Genomic DNA, 17,076 nt, shown 5'->3' with positions numbered 1-17,076 from the left:
CATAAGCATATCCTGCCGAAGTTGTTTCAATTTCCGCTTTTGCCGTCACGGCTGCGGCTCAGGGTCCGCTACACCGTTCGCTATAAGAAAACCCCTTTCCCGGTCCAACCTCAAACGTACGGGGTTTACCGAAACCTTACAACACAAAGGCCGCCGGGGGACAACGTTATTGGCGAGCCGGTACACCGCCTGGCTGCCCAGAGTCAATCTTTATTTCCTTTGTAGTTTTCTGAACGGGCCTATTTCCCCAGCGTACTCATCGTCCACGTAGGCCACGAGCTATTCCTGATGGATTCTTTGCGTGTCAAGCTTAGAAAACCACCCGTGACAACCCGTTATCCCTATCGATACCGGATCTCAAAGGAAACACGTTCGTCCCTGACCTCCTTCTCGGTGACCCGGACCCCGTCGACCTGGGAGTGGGGCGAGCCGGTATGGAACCAGGCGAGCATCCGCTCCACGGCCTGGGGTTCGCCCTGGATCAGGGCCTCCACCGTGCCGTCGGCCCGGTTGCGGACCCAGCCGGAAAGGCCCAGACTCTCTGCCTCCTCCCGGGTGAAGGCCCGGAAATAAACACCCTGGACCCGGCCGCTGACAATGACCTGTACACATCTTTCAGACATTTTCCATGCTCCGGGAATATTCCCTTGAACTGTGGGCAGTTATTATCGATACAGTTCGGTTAATCCGGTATCATTTCCCTGTCCCCTGTCCCCTGTCCCCTGCCTTCAAAACAACGCTAGTTGATGCGGACCGCTGTTGGTGATAAGTTCCGGCTGCCGGAGCAGGGTGGTAAACTGCTCCTCAGCGAGGATGGTGACGCCCTGTTCGGCCGCCTTGCGGGCCTTGCTGCCCGGTTTGTCGCCGATCACCACATGGGTGACCTTTTTGTTGAGAGTCGAGGCCACCTGGCCGCCCAGCGCCTTGACCCGGGCCTTGGCCTCGTCCCGTGAAAAGGCGGCCAGGCTGCCGGTGAAGAGAAATACCGTTCCGGCCAGCGGGCGAGACCTGGTTTCATCCGCCACCGGTTCAGTGATGGTAAGACCCAGTTCAAAGAGCTGTTCCAGCATCTCCCGGTTTTCCGGTTTTTCGAAAAAGCGGGTCAGGCTCTCGGCGATCTGCAGGCCGATCCCGTCGATTTCCAGCAGCTCCTCCAGGGTGGCCTGCTGTATTTGGTTGAGGGTGTGGAAGTGGCGCTCCAGCAGGGAGGCGACCCCTTCGCCCACATGGCGGATCCCCAGGGCGGTGAGGAACCGGCCCAGGGTCGGGGTCTTGCTCGCCTCAATGGCGGCAATCGCATTATCGGCCGAGATTTCGGCCCAGCCCGCCAGGCCGCGCAAGTCCTTGGCCCGGAGCCGGTAGATATCCGGGATATCCGTGACCAGCCCCAGGCTGAAGAGCTGTTCCATCACCTTTTTGCCCAGCCCCTCGATATCCAGTCCCGCCTTGGAGGTGTAGTGGACCAGGGCCCGGAGCCGCTGGGCCGGGCATTGCGGGTTGGGGCAACGGGTCACTGCCTCGTTTTCCGGCCGCACCAGGGGGTGGCCGCATTCAGGACAAAGGGTGGGCATCCGGATCGGCTCCTCGCTGCCTTGCCGCATTTCCGGCACCGGCTTGACCACCTCGGGGATCACATCGCCGGCCCGTTGGATCAGGACCGTGTCGCCGGTGCGCAGATCCTTGGAACGGATCATATCCTCGTTGTGCAGGGTGGCCCGGCTCACCGTGACCCCGCCCACTGATACCGGTTCCAGGAGGGCCACCGGGGTAATGGCGCCGGTCCGCCCCACCTGGAACTCCACGGCCAGCAGCCTGGTGGTGGCCTGGGTGGCCGGGAACTTGGCGGCAATGGCCCAGCGTGGACAGCGGGGATTCTCCGGTGCGCCGATATTGCCGAGCCGTTGCTGCAGCTCCAGGCTGTCCACCTTGACCACCATGCCGTCGATCTCATAGTCCAGCTGAAGGCGTATCTCAGCGAGAAGATGAAAATGATCGATCACCTCGGCCATGGTGGCGTTGGTCCTGACGTGGGGATTGATCTTGAACCCCATGGCGGCCAGGGCGGCGAGCAGTTCGCCCTGGCCGGCGCAGGCAAGTTCGCTGCTGTCCGCCACCCCATAGCCGAAAAAGTCCAGGGGCCGCTGGGCCGTGATCCTGGAATCAAGCTGGCGCAGGGAGCCGGCCGCCGCATTCCTGGGATTGGCGAACAGGGGCTCGCCCTTTTCCCGGCGCTGGGCGTTCAAGGCGGAGAATCCGGCCACGGAGAGAAAGACCTCGCCCCGCACCGCCAGCCTTGCCGGGATAATTTGTCCGGGTCTGGAAATGAGGCGGAGCGGAATCGAGGGAATGGTCTTCAGGTTGGCGGTGATCTCCTCGCCGGTTCTGCCGTTGCCCCGGGTTGAGCCCTCTTGCAGCAGACCCTGTTCATAGACCAGTTCCACGGCCAACCCGTCCAGTTTGGGCTCAGCCACATAGGTCAACGGCTCGTCACTGTTAAGGAATCGCTGCAGCCGTTCCTCAAATTTAAGCAGATCCGCGGCGGAAAAGGCGTTGTCCAGGCTGAGCATGGGAATGGCGCGGGTTACGGTGCGGAACTCGGGCCGCGGCTCTCCCCCCACCCGCTGGCTGGGCGAATCCGGGGTGACCAGCTCCGGATGCTCCGCCTCCAGGGCGAGCAACTCCTGAAAAAGGCGGTCATATTCGCCGTCGGAGATCAGGGGATCGTCCAGCACGTAGTAGCGGTGGGCGTGGAAGTTGAGCTGGTCCCGTAACTCGGCAAGGCGTTGCGCAGTGGCTTCGGACATGGGAAGTCGCTAGGAGGATGGTTTTTGCAGGAGTTTGCCGGCAGTGGCGATATTTTCGTGCTCCACCTCGTCGATGAAGATGAGGATGGACTCCGGCGGCTTGTTGGCCACCCGGGAGATCACCTCGGTGACACCGGCGCAGATCTCTTCTTTTTGCGTTTTTTTCAGTTTTCCGGCCACCCGGATATTGACATAGGGCATGGTCTTGACCTCCTGTTATCAAGGATTGTAGCAGGCAGTATAGCGTTTTTTCATTCTCTTGGCCATGGAGAGCTTGCGAAACCGGGTCATGGCGGGTACCGTGCAAAGGGATACCATAACCCGTGGATGCCATTGAACAATATCCGTGGCACTGGTCAACGCTTACCGGCCGGTGGGTTCCGTAAATCTGTAGCCCCTGGTGAACGGTTACCAATATCCGATCAAATTCATCCGGAGGATTGATGATGAAGGTTCTGATTACCGGCGGCGCCGGCTACATCGGCAGTCACACCTGTCTGGAGCTGCTCCTGGCCGGCCACCAGGTGGTGGTGGTGGACAGCCTGGTCAACAGCCAGGCCGAGTCCCTGCGCCGGGTGGAGGAACTGACCGGCCGTTCCCTTACCTTTATCCGGGCCGATCTGCGGGACCGGGGGGCGCTCTCCGCAGCCTTTGCCAGGGGAGATATCAAGGCGGTGATCCATTTTGCCGGGCTCAAGGCAGTGGGTGAGTCAACGGCCATGCCCCTGGCCTATTATCACAACAACCTGACCGCGACCCTGGTTCTCTGCCAGGTGATGCAGGAGCATGGGGTGAAAAACCTGATATTCAGCTCCTCGGCCACGGTCTACGGCGACCCGGAACGGGTGCCGATCACCGAGGATTTTCCGGTCAGCGCCACCAATCCCTATGGCCGCAGCAAGCTGATGATCGAGGAGATTCTGAGGGACCTGCAGGTTGCCGAACCGGACTGGAGTATCGGCCTGCTCCGTTATTTCAACCCGGTGGGGGCCCATGAAAGCGGCCGGATCGGCGAGGACCCGCGCGGCATCCCCAACAATCTCGTGCCCTATATCGCCCAGGTGGCGGTGGGCCGGCTGCCCGAGCTTTTTGTATATGGCAACGACTACCCCACCCCGGACGGCACCGGGGTCCGCGACTATATCCATGTGGTGGATCTGGCCCAGGGCCATCTCAAGGCCCTGGATGCGCTGACCGGCCGGCCCGGGGTATTTGTCTATAATCTCGGCACCGGCCGCGGTCTAAGCGTGCTGGAGATGGTCGCCGCCTTTGGTGAGGCCAGCGGCCGGCCGATTCCCTACCGGGTGGTGGACCGGCGGCCGGGTGATATCGCGGTATGCTATGCCGATCCGGGCCTGGCCCGGCGGGAATTGGGCTGGCAGGCGGAAAAGGGGGTGGCCGAGATGTGCGTTGACACCTGGCGCTGGCAGCAGGCCAATCCCGACGGCTATCCCGATGACGAACGCTGAAAGTAAAAATTTATATTTTTTCCGTCCCCTGTCCTCTGTCCTCTGTCTTTTGCCCGGTTGCCGCGGTCAGGCCGTATCCCAGCCGGACCTTGTTCTCGATCTCATCGGTCATTTGCGGATGTTCCTTGAGAAAACTCTTGGCATTCTCCCGGCCCTGGCCGATGCGCTCGCCGCCGTATGAGTACCAGGCCCCGCTCTTTTCAATGATATCCAGGCCCACGGCCAGGTCGAGGATATCGCCGATCTTGGAGATCCCCTCGCCATAGGCGATATCAAATTCCGCCAGCTTGAACGGCGGCGCCACCTTGTTCTTCACCACCTTGACCCTGGTCCGGGAGCCGATGGACTCCTGGCCGTCCTTGATGGTGGCGATCCTGCGGATGTCCAGTCGCACCGAGCTGTAGAATTTCAAGGCATTGCCGCCCGGGGTGGTCTCCGGGTTGCCGAACATCACCCCGATCTTGATCCGGATCTGGTTGATGAAGATCAGCGCGGTGTTGCTCCGCTTGAGCACTGAGGTGAATTTGCGCATCGCATGGGACATCAGCCGGGCCTGGAGCCCCACGTGCTGGTCGCCGACATTGCCGTCGATCTCGGCCTTGGGCACCAGGGCGGCCACCGAGTCGACCACGATCACGTCCACCGCGCCGCTGCGAATCAGGACCTCGGTGATTTCCAGGGCCTGTTCGCCGTAATCCGGCTGGGAGACCAGCAGGTCATCGATATTGACCCCCAACTGGCCGGCATAGGCGGTGTCCAGGGCATGTTCGGCATCGATAAAGGCCGCCACCCCGCCCCGTTTCTGGGCCTCGGCAATGGCGTGCAGGCCCAGGGTGGTCTTGCCCGATGACTCGGGGCCGTAGATCTCCGTGACCCGGCCCCTGGGCATGCCGCCCACCCCCAGGGCGATATCAAGACTCAAGGAGCCCGAGGGAATGACCGGGATCGCCTCGGTCTTCTGGGATCCCAAACGCATGATTGCGCCCTTGCCGAACTGTTTCTGGATCTGGTACATGGCATTTTCAAGGGTCTTGCTCTTTGCATCACGGCTCATAATGCGCTCCTGGAAGTTTTTTTTATTGGGGTTCATATTGTTGGTTGTGGCCGCGGCCATAAAGTTTGGTCCTGCCATGCTGGTTAGTCAGTGCCCATCCAGAAATGGCCCCTTCGCCCAATCTCGGCGTCATGCTCAAAAAATAATCCTCGTAATATCAGTTATATGACTCCGGTTATTTTTTCGCGATCCGTAAACATTGTCGGTCTCGCAACAACCCGCTCGACGGACGTGATTCGTCTTGTAACTTGTTGATTTTATTGGGTGGCATTTGAAGCCTTTCGGGTTGTTACGAGTTCATCAACATTCAGTAAATCCCCTCCTGTCGGGAAAGGGGTCTTCTTCTACCAACGGCCGCTCCTTTGAGAAGGGACGGCTGTTCATAAACAGGCTATCAAGCAGGAACTCGCTTCGCCGCGGCGGCGATTCGGAAGCCATAAGCATATCATGCCGAAGTTGTTTCAATTTCCGCTTTTGCCGTCACGGCTGCGGCTCAGGGTCCGCTATACCGTTCGCTATAAGAAAACCCCTTTCCCGGTCCAACCTCAAACGTACGGGGTTTACCGAAACCTTACCGCGATCCTTGATCTTGAACAAAATTGCTCATTTCTGGACGGACACTAGTCAGCGGCAACCCGAGAAGATAGCGGCGGACGATGTCCAGGCCGGTCACTGCGGTGTGTTCCTGAATTTGCCGGCGGTTGCCGGAAAAATGGAATCTGAAGGCCCTGCTGTCCTCCTGGTCGCTCAGGCCGAAGAATACGGTGCCCACCGGTTTGTCGGCGCTGCCGCCGCTGGGGCCGGCAATGCCGGTGACCGCCAGGCCGAGGCCGGCCCTGGTGCGCTGCCGTATCCCGGCGGCCATGGCCCGGGCGCAGGCATCGCTTACCGCCCCCTGTTCAACAAGAATCACCGGATCCACTCCGAGCAGGGACTCCTTTAAATCATTGCTGTAGGCCACCACCCCGCCGGGGAAATAGCCGGAGCTGCCGGCAATTGAGGTGATCTTGTGGGCGATCAACCCGCCGGAGCAGGATTCGGCCAGGGCCAGGGTCAGGTTGCGGTCAAGGAGCAGGCCTCCCACCACCGCTTCCATGGTCTCCCCGTCACGGGCAAAGATGTGTTCCCTGAGGCAGGCCTCGATCTCTTGAGAAAACCGGGCAAAGAGCGAGTCCGCCTCCCCGGCCCGGTCGGCCATCACCGTCAGGCTGAGATGGACCTCGGGAAACTCGGGATAATAACCGAGCCGCACCCGGGGATCACTTTTTTCCAGCTCGCGCAGCCGGCGGTTGATCTCGATTTCCGGCAGGCCGAAGAGCTTGTAGATCCGTTGCCGGACCGCGCAGGCGGTCTTGCCGGCCATGAGCGCCAGCCGGGGCAGGACCCGGTCGGCCATCAACTCCCGCATCTCGTGCGGTACTCCGGGCAGGAAGAAGATCGGTTTCCGGTCGTGTACCAGCAGGTAGCCGGCCATTCTGGCCTCGGGCTTCAGCACTTCTGCCCCTTCCGGGAGCCAGGCAAGTTTTTCCAGGGTCTGCGGCTCCGGTCCGTTCCGCTGTTTCAGGCTGTTGCTGATCTTTTTGAGGATCTCGGGGTACAGGGTGGTCGGCCGGTCGAGAACATCGGCAACCGCCTCGGTGGTACGGTCATCGCTGGTGGCCCCCAGGCCGCCGGTGACAATGACGAAATCAGAGCGGCGGAGCGCCCGCTTCAGCACCTCGCCGATCTCCGCGGCCGTGTCCCGCACCGTGGTCATCGCCTTGATCTCGTGGCCGGCCGCAAAAAGCTGGCCCGCGGCAAAGCGGCTGTTGGTGTTCAACACCCGGCCGGAGGTCAATTCATCTCCGATGGCAATGATTTCCCCGATCATGGCGCAGATAAATATAAACGTAACATGTTGACTTGGCTAGAAATAGAATACGATAGCGCACGAATTTATATACTAGCAGTCCAGGGCTGAAATGACAATGGATTAGATGGGGAAAAAGGGCTGGGTGCCGGGTCGTTTATATGAAAGTCGTGCCGAGCACGGTTCCATCATCAAGCAGTTTTTCAAGCCGGACGGTCAGTACCTGGTTGGCGGCCGGGGCCGGACCCTTGATGGTCACCGGGATGTAGTTGCCGGAAAATCCCTTAAGCAGGCCGGGCCGATGGCGCCCGCCCTCAACCAGCACCTGGTGGAGGGTGCCCAGTTGGCTGCGATAAAAGGCGATTTTCTTTTTTTCACCCAGCTGCCGCAGAACCGCCACCCGTTCATCCCTGGTCGCCTTGCCGACCTGGCCGGCCATTGTCGCCGCCGGGGTGGACGGCCGCCGGGAATAGGGAAAAACGTGGAGATAGGTGACCGGTAGCTGGTCGATCAACTCGCAGGTGTTGTAAAAGGCCTGTTCGTCCTCACCGGGAAAGCCGGTGAGCAGATCAACGCCAATGGCCGCCGCTGGCAGGGCCTGGCGGACCGCCAAGACAATCTCCTTGAATTCCCGGGTCGAATAGCAACGGCGCATCTGTTTGAGAATAATGTCGTCGCCGCTCTGCAGCGGGATATGGAGATGGTCCATCAGGGCCGGGGTTTCAGCCATCAGCCGGAGCAGTTCCGTTGATATTTCACTGGGCTCCAGCGAGCTGATCCGGTAGCGGATCCCAGGGGTTGCCCGGGCCAGTTGTTCAAGGATCCCGGTGAGCGAGACCCTGGGGCACAGATCTCGGCCATAGGCGCCCACGTGGATGCCGGTGACCACCATTTCCCGATACCCGGCCGCAACGAATTGCCGGGCCTGGGCGAGCACCGCCTCCGGGGCCAGGGAACGGCTGCGGCCCCGGGCATGGGGGACGATACAGTAGGAACAGAAGTTGTTGCAGCCGTCCTGGATCTTGAGAAAGGGCCGGCTGCGGCCGGCAAAGCGTTTCACCCGCAGGGGGCTGATTTCTTTTTCCCGGCCGATCTCCGGGTCAAAGTCCGGGGCGGTTTGGTTGAGAGCGGTGGCGACCAGGTGGTGTTTCTGGTGATTGGCCACCAGGCAGGAGCAGTCGCCCCGGGTGATCTCCCGGATGGTGTCCGGTTCCACCTGGGCATAGCAGCCGGTGACCACGATTTTTGCACTTGGGTTGGCCCGTTGGGCCCGGCGGATCATCTGCCGGGACTGGGCCGCGGCCTTGGCCGTGACCGCGCAGGTGTTGATCACGTAGATATCGGCCGCCTGGCTGAACGGAACCTGCTCCAGCCCCTGCTCGACAAAGTCGCTTAAAAAGGAGGCGGACTCGAACTGGTTCACCTTGCAGCCCAGGGTGGCCACGGCCACGGTTTTGGTTCCCTTTTTCATGGCCGGCTAGCTTACGGGAATTTGTTGCGGAAAGCAAGGGAGGCGGAAAAGCGGGTGCCTGGTTGCGGACCGGTTGCTTTTTGGCGGCAGATCTTTTAGCCTGCCGATACATCAGCAGGGCCGGGGGAAGACAGCCGCAACGAAAAAGGACAATAATCCGGGTCTACCCAGAAAGGAGTTGGAATGTCCGTTTCCAGCAGAGAAGAGATGAAAGAGCAGGGAGAGCAGTCATTGTTGGATGATTTTCGCCGGGCAGTGGAAGAGGGGTCGGTCGAGCAGGTGGAGGAATTGCTCGACCAGGGTGTTGCCCTGGATGTTGATTTCGGCGGCGGCGTCACCCCGCTCCATATCGCCTGCCAGGAAGGACAGGCGGATGTGGTCCGCGCCCTGCTCGCCCGGGGCGGTGATCTCAACGCGGCCACCGTGGCCGGCTGGACCCTGTTTCATATTGTTGCCTTGACCGGCAATGAGGAGATTGCCCGGCTGCTGCTTGAGCACGGCAAGGTGCCCGACCTGGTCACTGTCCAGGGCCATACGCCTGTCGAGCTGGCCCGGCTGCATCGGCGCAAGGAGGTGCTGGATCTCTTTGCCAGCCCCCCTGCCAAGGGCTGGCGGTTCTGGAAATAGGCGCGGCCAACGGATTATTTTTTTGCCCTTTTCCGCGCCTGTTCGATCAGCTCCGCCAGGGAGACTATTTTTGCTTTTACCGGCGCGGCAAAGGCGTTGCGCCATTCCGTGGGAGTAAGCTCCTGTTGTAAAAAATCCTGCACCGGGAAATAGGGATACCAGCAGTCAAGGGTCTTGGCGCAGGGGATGCCCAGGTTTTCCCGGCGGCAGTAAGAAAAGTGGATCTGGTGGCCCAGTCTCGGGCACCTGATCCGGAAACTGTCATCCGGTGGGGCTGGCGTCGGGTTCATCTTCTCGGCCTGGGGCGGCTTTTTTTAATTGCGGCGGTTTTTTCCAGCTCTTCCAGTCGCTTGAGGATTTCTTCGCTGACCCGCACCTTGCCCTCCAGAACGCAGCCACGTCTACCCATGATGCATTTTGTCTTTAATTTTGTACAGCTATCTGTTTCAAAATCATGGTTGCCACAGGAAAAGGTCATGTTTTTTATTCTCCGTTGATCAGGGGTGGCGGTCAATAATACTACCATAAATTGGATGGAATATCACCTCAAGCTGTCAACGGTTCAGCTAAATATCACTGTTGCGCACCCTGAGGAGTGTCCGGCTGGAATCGGCACAGAGGGCAGATGAAGAAAAACACACTCCTGGCAAGTGATATGGACGGCACGGTCATCCCGCTTGACGATCAGCCGAAACGGGCCAGCGAAATCGAACGGTTCACCCGGTTGCTCCAGCGCCATGAAAATGTCGGCCTGGCCTATGTCACCGGTCGCCATCTGCAACTGGCCCTGGCCGGGGTTGAGCGGTACCGCCTGCCCCGGCCCGACATCCTGGTCTGCGACGTGGGCACCTCGATCTACTTTTACCGGGAAAACAGGTGGCAGCCGGACCAGGGCTTTCGTGCTGAACTGAAAAAGAGCTGGCACGGGCTGACCGGCAGGGATATCGGCCGGCTGCTCGTTGACATCCCCCTGCTGACCGTGCAGGAGCCTGAGCGGCAGAAGGAGTTCAAGCAGAGCTATTATCTGGCCCGCACCGAGGAACAGCGGCGGGTTATCGACGGGATCCGGGAACGGCTGGCTGAAAGCGGCGTCAAGGCCAATATCATCTACAGCGTGGATTCCGGAAAAAATATCGGCCTGGTGGATGTGCTGCCGGAGAGCGCGGCCAAGGATTATGCCCTTGGCTATCTCCGCCAGGTTTTGGGCCTGGCCCGGGAGCGGGTCGTCTATGCCGGGGATTCGGGCAATGACCTGCCGGCCTTTGTCAGCGGTTTTAACGCCATCGTGGTCAACAACACCGCCGAACCGGTCAAGGCCGAGGCGCGGCGCCTGGCCCGGCAGAAGGGGATTGAGGCGCGGATCTTTTTTGCCTCGGCAGACTTTGTCAACGGGGTCATGGAAGGCTGTTTTCACTTTCAACTGTTCACGGAACAAGGGGAGTAGGCATGGGGCTCTATATCCAGATGCACAGCATGCACGGGTTGTTTCGCAGCGAGAACCTGGAGCTGGGCCGCGATGAGGACACCGGCGGCCAGATCATCTATGTCCGCTACCTGGCCGCGCAACTGGCCAAACTGGAGGCAGTGGACAAGGTGGACATCATTGTCCGGCGGATCATGGATCCCCAGTATCCCGGCTATGACCAGGTGATCGAGCCGGTGGCCGACAAGGTAAACATCGTCCGGATCGAGTGCGGTCCCGCACGGTACCTGATGAAGGTGGAACTGTGGCCCTATCTTGATGAATTCATTGCCAATTGCAGGAAATATATCGACAGGATCGGCCGTAAACCGGACATCCTGCACAGCAACTACGCCGACTCCGGCCTGGTCTGCGCCCGGCTCTCCAGGGAACTGGGCATCCCCCAGGTCCACACCGCTCATTCCCTGGGCAAGCCCAAGATGAGCCGGATCGGGGTCAATGATGCAAATTTTGCCGACATGGACAAAGAGTATCACTTCAGCGAGCGGCTCAAGGCCGAGCAGGAGGCCATTGACACTGCCGCGGCCATCGTGGTCAGCACTGACGAGGAACGGCTCTGCCAGTACAATATGTACCAGATCAATATCGAGGACCCGCGCTTCCATGTGATCCCGCCGGGGGTGAACCTGGAGAAGTTCTATCCCAACGGGCTTGAGAACGAATGGGACCCCGGCGCCCGGGTCCGTCTCAACAGGTTGCTGGCCGATGAACTGGCCGAGCCGGACAAGCCGATGGTCTTTACCATCAGCCGGCTGGAATACCGGAAAAACCTGATCAGCCTGGTCAAGGCCTATGCCTTTAACAAGGAGCTGCGGGAGCTGGCCAACCTGGTGATGGTTGCCGGCACCCTGGGCAAGATGGGTAAAAACGAAAGGGTGCTGATGGAAGAGATCATGGACATGGTGGCCAGGTACGAACTTGGGCCCAGATTCTGTATCATCAGGCATCTGGAGTACAAGACCGAGGGCGGCGAGATCTACCGGATCGTCTACGATTCCAAGGGGGTTTTTGTCAATCCCGCCTTTCATGAGCCATTCGGGATCACCATTCTCGAGGCTGGCGCCACCGGCCTGCCGGTGGTGGTCACCAACAACGGCGGCCCGGTGGAGATTATCAGGAACTGCAAGTGCGGACTGCTGGTCGATCCCCGGGACACCACCGCCATCGGTGATGCCTGTTGCCGGCTGCTTACCGACCGGCGGCTCTGGAACCGGTTCTCTGAAAACGGGGCGCAACTGATCAAGAAGTTCTACTCCTGGGAGACCACGGCCCAGCGCGAGCTGGCCCTGTTTCAGGAACTCGACAAAGGCATGGGGCGCGGACAAGGAGACCGAACATGAAGCGGCTGGTCGCCATTACAACCCTTTTTTTTACTGTTTTTTTTCTTTTCTTCCTGGCAGCGGCCGGCAGCCCGGGGGCGGAAAGCGCCATCAGCTGCCACTGTTTTACCCAGCGCGGCTATAACCCCGGCGACCGGTTTGCCGCTGACGACTATATCCTGGCCACCAGCTTCAACAGCCTGCTGGCCCGCTCCTTTGCAGTGCCCAAAAGGGAGATCGTGATGCTCAAGATGAAACAGGGGGTCGGCCGGAACGACCTGCTGGTCGGCCTGAAGATCGCCGGAGCAGCCGGGGTTGATCTGCGGTCGCTGCTTGAACTTCGCCGACAGGGGCAATCCTGGGCAGAGATTGTCGCCGGCCTGGCAATGGATGAAAAAACAAGACAAGATCCAGTGCTGGAGGCTATCGAATCTTCGGTTTCAGTTGCCGAGGCCGGGGACCTGGTTGCCGACCAGCTCATTGCCGGCTTCTATGCCGTGCCGCTGGAGCTGATCAGGATGTTCAGAAAATCCGGGCTCAACCAAAGGGAGATAAACCTGCTCCTTATCCTGGCCCATGCCGGCAACCGGCAGCCGGGGGAGATCGCGGCGATGTATACCCGGGAGGGGAAGAGCTGGAGCGAGATCGCCGCCAGCCTGGGGATTGAACCCGTCGAGGCCGGCCGCTTGATTCTACGGTATCCGGCCCGGCAGCCACTCGATTAAGCAAAAACTTCGTAAGCGTTCACCAGCACCCCATCTTCGCACGATCAGGCCGGCTCACATAGCCATACTATGGATTCGCCGGCCTGCTTGCACGAATCCGTGGCATTGGTAAACGCTTACCGGCCGGTGGTTTCCGTAAATCTGTAGCCCCTGGTGAACGGTTACAAAACTTCAGGTGCAGGCCATGTCCCGGATCCATCCGCGCATCCAGCGGGAACGCAAGACCGTTGCCGCAATGATCGCTATCTACTGCCGGGACCATCACCGGACCGGGCCCGGCCTTTGTGAAGAATGCCGAAAGCTCCTCGAATACGCCCGGCTGCGGCTCGCTCATTGTCCCTTCCAGGAAAACAAGACCTCCTGCGGCAACTGTCCGGTCCACTGTTATCAGCCGAAGATGCGGGAGCGTATCCGCGAGGTGATGCGCTACAGCGGTCCCCGGATGATCCGGCGCCACCCCCTGCTGGCCCTGGGTCATCTGCTCGATGGTCTACGCAAAAAGCCGGGATCCGGGAAAGTCAAAAAAAGGCGGGTCAGGTAGGCGGAGCCGGCCGCCGGGTTCAACCATTCCCCGGCCTGGTTGTTTTTTGCTTGCCAGAAAACAAACTACAGAGTATCTTCGGGTGGATATATTTAATTCTACTTTAAGTAGAAGCATACTCTTTCACGTTTTTCCGCCCTGCCCACGTTGTTCTTTTCCCGCATCGTTCGCCATCGTTGAAGAGAAGTTTTTTTGCTGATCACTTAAATTAAGGAGAGCAGCATGAAACTATATGTTGGCAACCTGATCTACACCATGACCGATTCCGAGCTTGGGACGCTTTTTTCCTCCCATGGCGCGGTGGTCAGCGCCAGGATCATTAACAACTACTTTACCCGCCAGTCAAAATGTTTCGGCTATGTCAAGATGCTGAACCGGGAGGATGGCTGCAACGCCTTGAAAACACTGCATGGCAAAAGAGTCAACGACCGCCATTTAGTGGTTAAAGAGGCGCGGCCCCGCGATGAGCGACAAGGACAGGGCTGGTAACAGAAACTGTAACCACAACTTAATATTTTGCCCCGAGTTTTGGAGCGTAACCCTGAGCAACCCCCTTCCCCGGTATCCTCAGCAGCTATTTCCCCCAACAATTTGCGGCAGCAACATAAAAAAATTCAGCCAGAACAAGATAAAGGCGGGCCGCGCAACAAGGTGGGGCTGCGGAGAGTGTTGTTGCCTGTCCCGGCCGTCTTCTTGACCTGGTCCGTGGCCTCGCGGCCGGGGCGTAACAGTATAACATCCAGTTTTGGCAACAAAACCGTTACCGGGCCGTATTTTGATGATCCGGCTCACTTAAAAAGCGGTTCCCCAGGGAACCCAGCACAAAGGAGTAGTACAAGATGGCAGAAGGAACAGTTAAATGGTTTAACGATGCAAAGGGCTTTGGTTTTATTGAGCAGGACGGCGGCAACGATGTTTTCGTCCATCACTCCGCAATCCAGAGCGACGGCTTTAAATCTCTTCAGGAAGGCGCCCGGGTAACCTTCGACATTGTCGACGGCCCCAAGGGACCGGCCGCGGCCAACGTTGTTCAGCAGTAAGAACAGATATCGACCATGGCAAAGACCCCGCATTTTGCGGGGTCTTTTTTTACAGGGGTGTCTTGTAGGCTGAACGCCAACCATAAATAAGGAGATGGTCATGGCCAGAACAAACTATTCGTTTCAAAAGCGCCAGAAAGAACTGGCAAAGAAAAAAAAGAAAGAGGAAAAAAAGAAGCGCAAGCTGGAGAAACAGAAGGATGCCGCCGGGGAAAATGAGAACCCGTTGCCGCCGGAAGATTAACCAGCATGGCTGGATCAAAATTGTCGGTCTTGCAACAACCCGCTCGACGGACGTGATTCGTCTTGTAACTTGTTGATTTTATTGGGTGGCATTTGAAGCCTTTCGGGTTGTTACCAGTTCATCAAAATTGATGGACTCGTAACAATCAAAACCTGCTCTAACACCGGGCGTTGTCCGGGAAGATTTTCATATAAACAACTCAACCCGGGGTACCGCTTCCTCCAGCCTTTCCCGACCGAGAACAATCTATGCCACGGGGAGTCTCCTTGCGGCTTTTTTATGAGGACACGACCATGATAACCGCAGCCAATGTTGCTCTCTCCTATGGCAAGAGGGTCATCTTTCAGGACGTTAATATCAAGTTCACCCCTGGCAACTGCTATGGCCTGATCGGGGCGAACGGCGCCGGCAAATCGACCTTTCTGAAGATCCTGGCCGGTCAGCTTGAGCCTGATCGGGGCCGGATCAGCAAGGGGCCGCGACAGCGCATTGCGGTACTCAACCAGGATCAGTTCGCCTTTGACGGGCACACTGTTTTCAATACCGTGATCATGGGCCATAAGAAGCTCTACAAGGTGATGGCCGAGCGCGAGGCCCTCTATGCCAAGGCGGATTTTAGCGAAGAAGACGGCATCCGTTCCGGAGAGCTGGAGGATACATTCGGTGAAATAAACGGCTATGAGGCCGAGGCAGAGGCGGCAACGCTGTTAAACGGTCTTGGTATCCCGGAAGAGATGCGAGAGAAAAAGATGAAGGAGCTTGACGGCAGCGACAAGGTGCGGGTGCTGCTGGCCCAGGCCCTGTTCGGCAATCCGGATATCCTGCTTCTGGACGAGCCCACCAACCAGCTCGACCTGCGGACCATTACCTGGCTGGAGGATTTCCTCTCCCGCTTCCGCAACACAGTGATCATCGTCTCCCATGACCGCCATTTCCTCAACCAGGTCTGTACGCATGTGGCGGATATCGACTACGGCAAAATCAAGGTCTATGTCGGCAACTATGATTTCTGGTATCAGGCCAGCCAGCTCCATTTTCACCAGAAGGAGAGCGAGGGCAAGAAGGCCCTGGCCAAGGCGGAGGAACTCAAGGCATTCATCCAGCGTTTCAGTTCCAATGCCTCCAAGGCCAGGCAGGCCACCTCCCGGAAAAAGCTGCTTGAAAAGCTCACCCTCGAGGACATGCCGGTTTCCTCCCGCAAATATCCCTACATCGTCTTTAAGCCGGAACGGCCCTGTGGTGACGTCATTCTGGAGCTCAACGGTCTTTCAAAAGAAATCGACGGGGTTTCGATGTTTGAGGATCTCTCCCTCATTGTCAACAAGGGCGACAAGATCGCCCTTGTCGGGGCCAACAGCCTGGCAAAAACCACCCTGTTCCAGATTCTGGCCGGCGAGCTTGAGCCGGACCACGGCAGCCTGCGCTGGGGTGTGACCATCAGGAGCGCCTATTTTCCCAAAGAGAATAATGGTTATTTCAATGACGATGAGCTTGATCTTGTCGGCTGGCTGCGCCAGTATGCACCTCCCAGGGAGAGCGAGAGCTTTGTCCGGGGCTTCCTCGGCAAGATGCTCTTTTCCGGAGAGGAGGCGATGAAAAAGACCTCGGTTCTTTCCGGTGGCGAACGGGTGCGCTGCATGCTCTCCAAGATGATGCTCACCGGCGCCAACGCCCTTATTCTCGACGAGCCCACCAACCATCTCGACCTGGAGTCAATCACCTCCCTGAATAACGCTCTGACCGAATTTTCCGAGGTAATGCTCTTTGCCTCCCATGATCATCGCTTTGTGTCCACCGTGGCAAACAGGATCGTCGAAATCACGCCCAACGGCACCATCGACGTGATGATGGACTATGACCAGTACCTGGCAATGAAGGAAGCGCCTCTGCCCGAAGAGAACGACCGCCGGGCCGCTTAGACCGTGCCCGGCCGGAGACGGTCTTTTCGCGGGCCGGAACGGGTCAGGCAGCGGCCTTGACCTTGTCCTTGCCAGCTGTTTCCTTGAAAAATTCGACCCAGCAGCGCCAGGGCCTGGTCTCGGTATCACACTCGGTTTTACATGAAAACCCCTCCTCGACCATCGGGCACAAGCCGCATTTGAGCGTACAGATATATTTGGCCGCCTTTTCCAGGGCGCCCTTTTCCAGAATTGTCGCCAGATAATCGTTCACTTGTTTTCTCCCCGAATAAGTGCGGCAGCATGGTTACAACGAAATCGCTCGTTTCTGGACAGACACTAACCAGCATGGCTGGACCATAACTTTTGGGCCGCGGCCGCAACCAACAATCAAAAATCTCTCCGGACAGCGAGCTTCGTCCGGCGTAAGGTTTCGGTAAACCCCGTACGTTTGAGGTTGGACCGGGAAAGGGGTTTTCTTATACCGAACGGTGTAGCGGACCCTGAGCCGCAGCCGTGACGGCAAAAACGGAATTTGAAACAACTTCGGCA

20 protein-coding genes are annotated in these 17,076 nt (G+C 58.6%); 10 read left to right on the top strand and 10 right to left on the bottom strand.

Annotated features, from left to right (window positions below; genetic code table 11):
• Nucleotides 1–341: 341 nt before the first annotated feature.
• The 3 genes from L3J03_09840 to L3J03_09830 all read right to left on the bottom strand — a co-directional run bounded on the left by L3J03_09840 (nucleotide 342) and on the right by L3J03_09830 (nucleotide 3,005).
• Nucleotides 342–623 (bottom strand): acylphosphatase, encoded by a 282-nt coding sequence (locus L3J03_09840; GenBank protein MCF6291279.1) that lies wholly within the window; start codon nucleotides 621–623, stop codon nucleotides 342–344.
• Between the two features lie 105 nt (nucleotides 624–728).
• Nucleotides 729–2,804, bottom strand: a complete 2,076-nt coding sequence (ligA, locus tag L3J03_09835; GenBank protein MCF6291278.1) for an NAD-dependent DNA ligase LigA — start codon at nucleotides 2,802–2,804, stop codon at nucleotides 729–731.
• A 9-nt stretch (nucleotides 2,805–2,813) separates the two neighbouring features.
• Complete coding sequence (locus L3J03_09830; GenBank protein ID MCF6291277.1) at nucleotides 2,814–3,005, bottom strand: 4-oxalocrotonate tautomerase family protein; 192 nt, start codon at nucleotides 3,003–3,005, stop codon at nucleotides 2,814–2,816.
• Between the two features lie 245 nt (nucleotides 3,006–3,250).
• On the opposite strand from L3J03_09830, the gene galE reads away from it, so the two are divergent.
• On the top strand, nucleotides 3,251–4,273 hold the full coding sequence (gene galE, locus L3J03_09825; protein MCF6291276.1) for a UDP-glucose 4-epimerase GalE: 1,023 nt from the start codon (nucleotides 3,251–3,253) through the stop codon (nucleotides 4,271–4,273).
• A gap of 10 nt (nucleotides 4,274–4,283) precedes the next feature.
• On the opposite strand, the gene recA is transcribed toward galE, so the two are convergent.
• The 4 genes from recA to mtaB form a co-directional block, all read right to left on the bottom strand.
• Nucleotides 4,284–5,327: a recombinase RecA gene (recA, locus tag L3J03_09820; protein ID MCF6291275.1), complete on the bottom strand. Its 1,044-nt coding sequence runs from the start codon at nucleotides 5,325–5,327 to the stop codon at nucleotides 4,284–4,286.
• Between the two features lie 300 nt (nucleotides 5,328–5,627).
• Nucleotides 5,628–5,765, bottom strand: coding sequence for a hypothetical protein (locus L3J03_09815; GenBank protein MCF6291274.1), 138 nt, complete (start codon nucleotides 5,763–5,765; stop codon nucleotides 5,628–5,630).
• A gap of 133 nt (nucleotides 5,766–5,898) precedes the next feature.
• Nucleotides 5,899–7,197 (bottom strand): CinA family nicotinamide mononucleotide deamidase-related protein, encoded by a 1,299-nt coding sequence (locus tag L3J03_09810; protein MCF6291273.1) that lies wholly within the window; start codon nucleotides 7,195–7,197, stop codon nucleotides 5,899–5,901.
• Nucleotides 7,198–7,333: 136 nt separating this feature from the next.
• Nucleotides 7,334–8,647: a tRNA (N(6)-L-threonylcarbamoyladenosine(37)-C(2))-methylthiotransferase MtaB gene (gene mtaB, locus L3J03_09805; protein MCF6291272.1), complete on the bottom strand. Its 1,314-nt coding sequence runs from the start codon at nucleotides 8,645–8,647 to the stop codon at nucleotides 7,334–7,336.
• Nucleotides 8,648–8,830: 183 nt separating this feature from the next.
• Here mtaB and L3J03_09800 point away from each other — a divergent pair, with 183 nt between their 5' ends.
• Nucleotides 8,831–9,274 carry an ankyrin repeat domain-containing protein gene (locus tag L3J03_09800; GenBank protein ID MCF6291271.1) on the top strand — a complete coding sequence of 148 codons (444 nt, stop codon included), beginning with the start codon at nucleotides 8,831–8,833 and terminating at the stop codon, nucleotides 9,272–9,274.
• Nucleotides 9,275–9,288: 14 nt separating this feature from the next.
• Here L3J03_09800 and L3J03_09795 read toward each other — a convergent pair whose 3' ends face one another.
• Together L3J03_09795 and L3J03_09790 are read right to left on the bottom strand one after the other, a co-directional pair.
• Nucleotides 9,289–9,564, bottom strand: a complete 276-nt coding sequence (locus tag L3J03_09795) for a hypothetical protein (protein MCF6291270.1) — start codon at nucleotides 9,562–9,564, stop codon at nucleotides 9,289–9,291.
• Nucleotides 9,561–9,752: a hypothetical protein gene (locus tag L3J03_09790; protein ID MCF6291269.1), complete on the bottom strand. Its 192-nt coding sequence runs from the start codon at nucleotides 9,750–9,752 to the stop codon at nucleotides 9,561–9,563. The genes L3J03_09795 and L3J03_09790 overlap by 4 nt, the downstream gene beginning before the upstream one ends.
• Nucleotides 9,753–9,899: 147 nt before the next feature.
• Here L3J03_09790 and L3J03_09785 point away from each other — a divergent pair, with 147 nt between their 5' ends.
• From L3J03_09785 to L3J03_09750, 8 genes are all read left to right on the top strand, one after another.
• Nucleotides 9,900–10,718 (top strand): HAD family hydrolase, encoded by an 819-nt coding sequence (locus tag L3J03_09785; protein ID MCF6291268.1) that lies wholly within the window; start codon nucleotides 9,900–9,902, stop codon nucleotides 10,716–10,718.
• Nucleotides 10,719–10,720: 2 nt separating this feature from the next.
• Entirely contained in the window at nucleotides 10,721–12,097 is a 1,377-nt protein-coding gene (locus tag L3J03_09780; protein MCF6291267.1) for a glycosyltransferase, read from the top strand.
• Nucleotides 12,094–12,801: a hypothetical protein gene (locus L3J03_09775; GenBank protein MCF6291266.1), complete on the top strand. Its 708-nt coding sequence runs from the start codon at nucleotides 12,094–12,096 to the stop codon at nucleotides 12,799–12,801. The genes L3J03_09780 and L3J03_09775 overlap by 4 nt, the downstream gene beginning before the upstream one ends.
• Before the next feature lie 184 nt (nucleotides 12,802–12,985).
• Complete coding sequence (locus L3J03_09770) at nucleotides 12,986–13,342, top strand: nitrous oxide-stimulated promoter family protein (GenBank protein ID MCF6291265.1); 357 nt, start codon at nucleotides 12,986–12,988, stop codon at nucleotides 13,340–13,342.
• A gap of 222 nt (nucleotides 13,343–13,564) precedes the next feature.
• Nucleotides 13,565–13,831, top strand: a complete 267-nt coding sequence (locus tag L3J03_09765) for an RNA-binding protein (GenBank protein ID MCF6291264.1) — start codon at nucleotides 13,565–13,567, stop codon at nucleotides 13,829–13,831.
• Nucleotides 13,832–14,181: 350 nt separating this feature from the next.
• The gene (locus L3J03_09760) at nucleotides 14,182–14,382 is read left to right on the top strand and encodes a cold-shock protein (protein ID MCF6291263.1); all 201 of its coding nucleotides are present in this window, start codon (nucleotides 14,182–14,184) and stop codon (nucleotides 14,380–14,382) included.
• Nucleotides 14,383–14,482: 100 nt separating this feature from the next.
• The gene (locus tag L3J03_09755; GenBank protein MCF6291262.1) at nucleotides 14,483–14,626 is read left to right on the top strand and encodes a hypothetical protein; all 144 of its coding nucleotides are present in this window, start codon (nucleotides 14,483–14,485) and stop codon (nucleotides 14,624–14,626) included.
• A gap of 293 nt (nucleotides 14,627–14,919) precedes the next feature.
• Entirely contained in the window at nucleotides 14,920–16,545 is a 1,626-nt protein-coding gene (locus tag L3J03_09750; GenBank protein MCF6291261.1) for an ATP-binding cassette domain-containing protein, read from the top strand.
• A 43-nt stretch (nucleotides 16,546–16,588) separates the two neighbouring features.
• Here the strand turns inward: L3J03_09750 and L3J03_09745 are convergent, their stop codons facing one another.
• Nucleotides 16,589–16,798 (bottom strand): hypothetical protein, encoded by a 210-nt coding sequence (locus L3J03_09745; protein MCF6291260.1) that lies wholly within the window; start codon nucleotides 16,796–16,798, stop codon nucleotides 16,589–16,591.
• Nucleotides 16,799–17,076 lie beyond the last annotated feature (278 nt).

Source organism: Desulfobacterales bacterium, assembly GCA_021647905.1.
GTDB lineage: Bacteria > Desulfobacterota > Desulfobulbia > Desulfobulbales > BM004 > JAKITW01.
This window is presented reverse-complemented; position numbering and strand designations above follow the sequence as displayed.

Coding starts and splice junctions, on each gene's coding strand:
- L3J03_09840 (MCF6291279.1), bottom strand. CDS start 623: ATGTCTGAAAGATGTGTACAGGTCATTGTCAGCGGCCGGGTCCAGGGT.
- ligA (MCF6291278.1), bottom strand. CDS start 2,804: ATGTCCGAAGCCACTGCGCAACGCCTTGCCGAGTTACGGGACCAGCTC.
- L3J03_09830 (MCF6291277.1), bottom strand. CDS start 3,005: ATGCCCTATGTCAATATCCGGGTGGCCGGAAAACTGAAAAAAACGCAA.
- galE (MCF6291276.1), top strand. CDS start 3,251: ATGAAGGTTCTGATTACCGGCGGCGCCGGCTACATCGGCAGTCACACC.
- recA (MCF6291275.1), bottom strand. CDS start 5,327: ATGAGCCGTGATGCAAAGAGCAAGACCCTTGAAAATGCCATGTACCAG.
- L3J03_09815 (MCF6291274.1), bottom strand. CDS start 5,765: ATGGCTTCCGAATCGCCGCCGCGGCGAAGCGAGTTCCTGCTTGATAGC.
- L3J03_09810 (MCF6291273.1), bottom strand. CDS start 7,197: ATGATCGGGGAAATCATTGCCATCGGAGATGAATTGACCTCCGGCCGG.
- mtaB (MCF6291272.1), bottom strand. CDS start 8,647: ATGAAAAAGGGAACCAAAACCGTGGCCGTGGCCACCCTGGGCTGCAAG.
- L3J03_09800 (MCF6291271.1), top strand. CDS start 8,831: ATGTCCGTTTCCAGCAGAGAAGAGATGAAAGAGCAGGGAGAGCAGTCA.
- L3J03_09795 (MCF6291270.1), bottom strand. CDS start 9,564: ATGAACCCGACGCCAGCCCCACCGGATGACAGTTTCCGGATCAGGTGC.
- L3J03_09790 (MCF6291269.1), bottom strand. CDS start 9,752: ATGACCTTTTCCTGTGGCAACCATGATTTTGAAACAGATAGCTGTACA.
- L3J03_09785 (MCF6291268.1), top strand. CDS start 9,900: ATGAAGAAAAACACACTCCTGGCAAGTGATATGGACGGCACGGTCATC.
- L3J03_09780 (MCF6291267.1), top strand. CDS start 10,721: ATGGGGCTCTATATCCAGATGCACAGCATGCACGGGTTGTTTCGCAGC.
- L3J03_09775 (MCF6291266.1), top strand. CDS start 12,094: ATGAAGCGGCTGGTCGCCATTACAACCCTTTTTTTTACTGTTTTTTTT.
- L3J03_09770 (MCF6291265.1), top strand. CDS start 12,986: ATGTCCCGGATCCATCCGCGCATCCAGCGGGAACGCAAGACCGTTGCC.
- L3J03_09765 (MCF6291264.1), top strand. CDS start 13,565: ATGAAACTATATGTTGGCAACCTGATCTACACCATGACCGATTCCGAG.
- L3J03_09760 (MCF6291263.1), top strand. CDS start 14,182: ATGGCAGAAGGAACAGTTAAATGGTTTAACGATGCAAAGGGCTTTGGT.
- L3J03_09755 (MCF6291262.1), top strand. CDS start 14,483: ATGGCCAGAACAAACTATTCGTTTCAAAAGCGCCAGAAAGAACTGGCA.
- L3J03_09750 (MCF6291261.1), top strand. CDS start 14,920: ATGATAACCGCAGCCAATGTTGCTCTCTCCTATGGCAAGAGGGTCATC.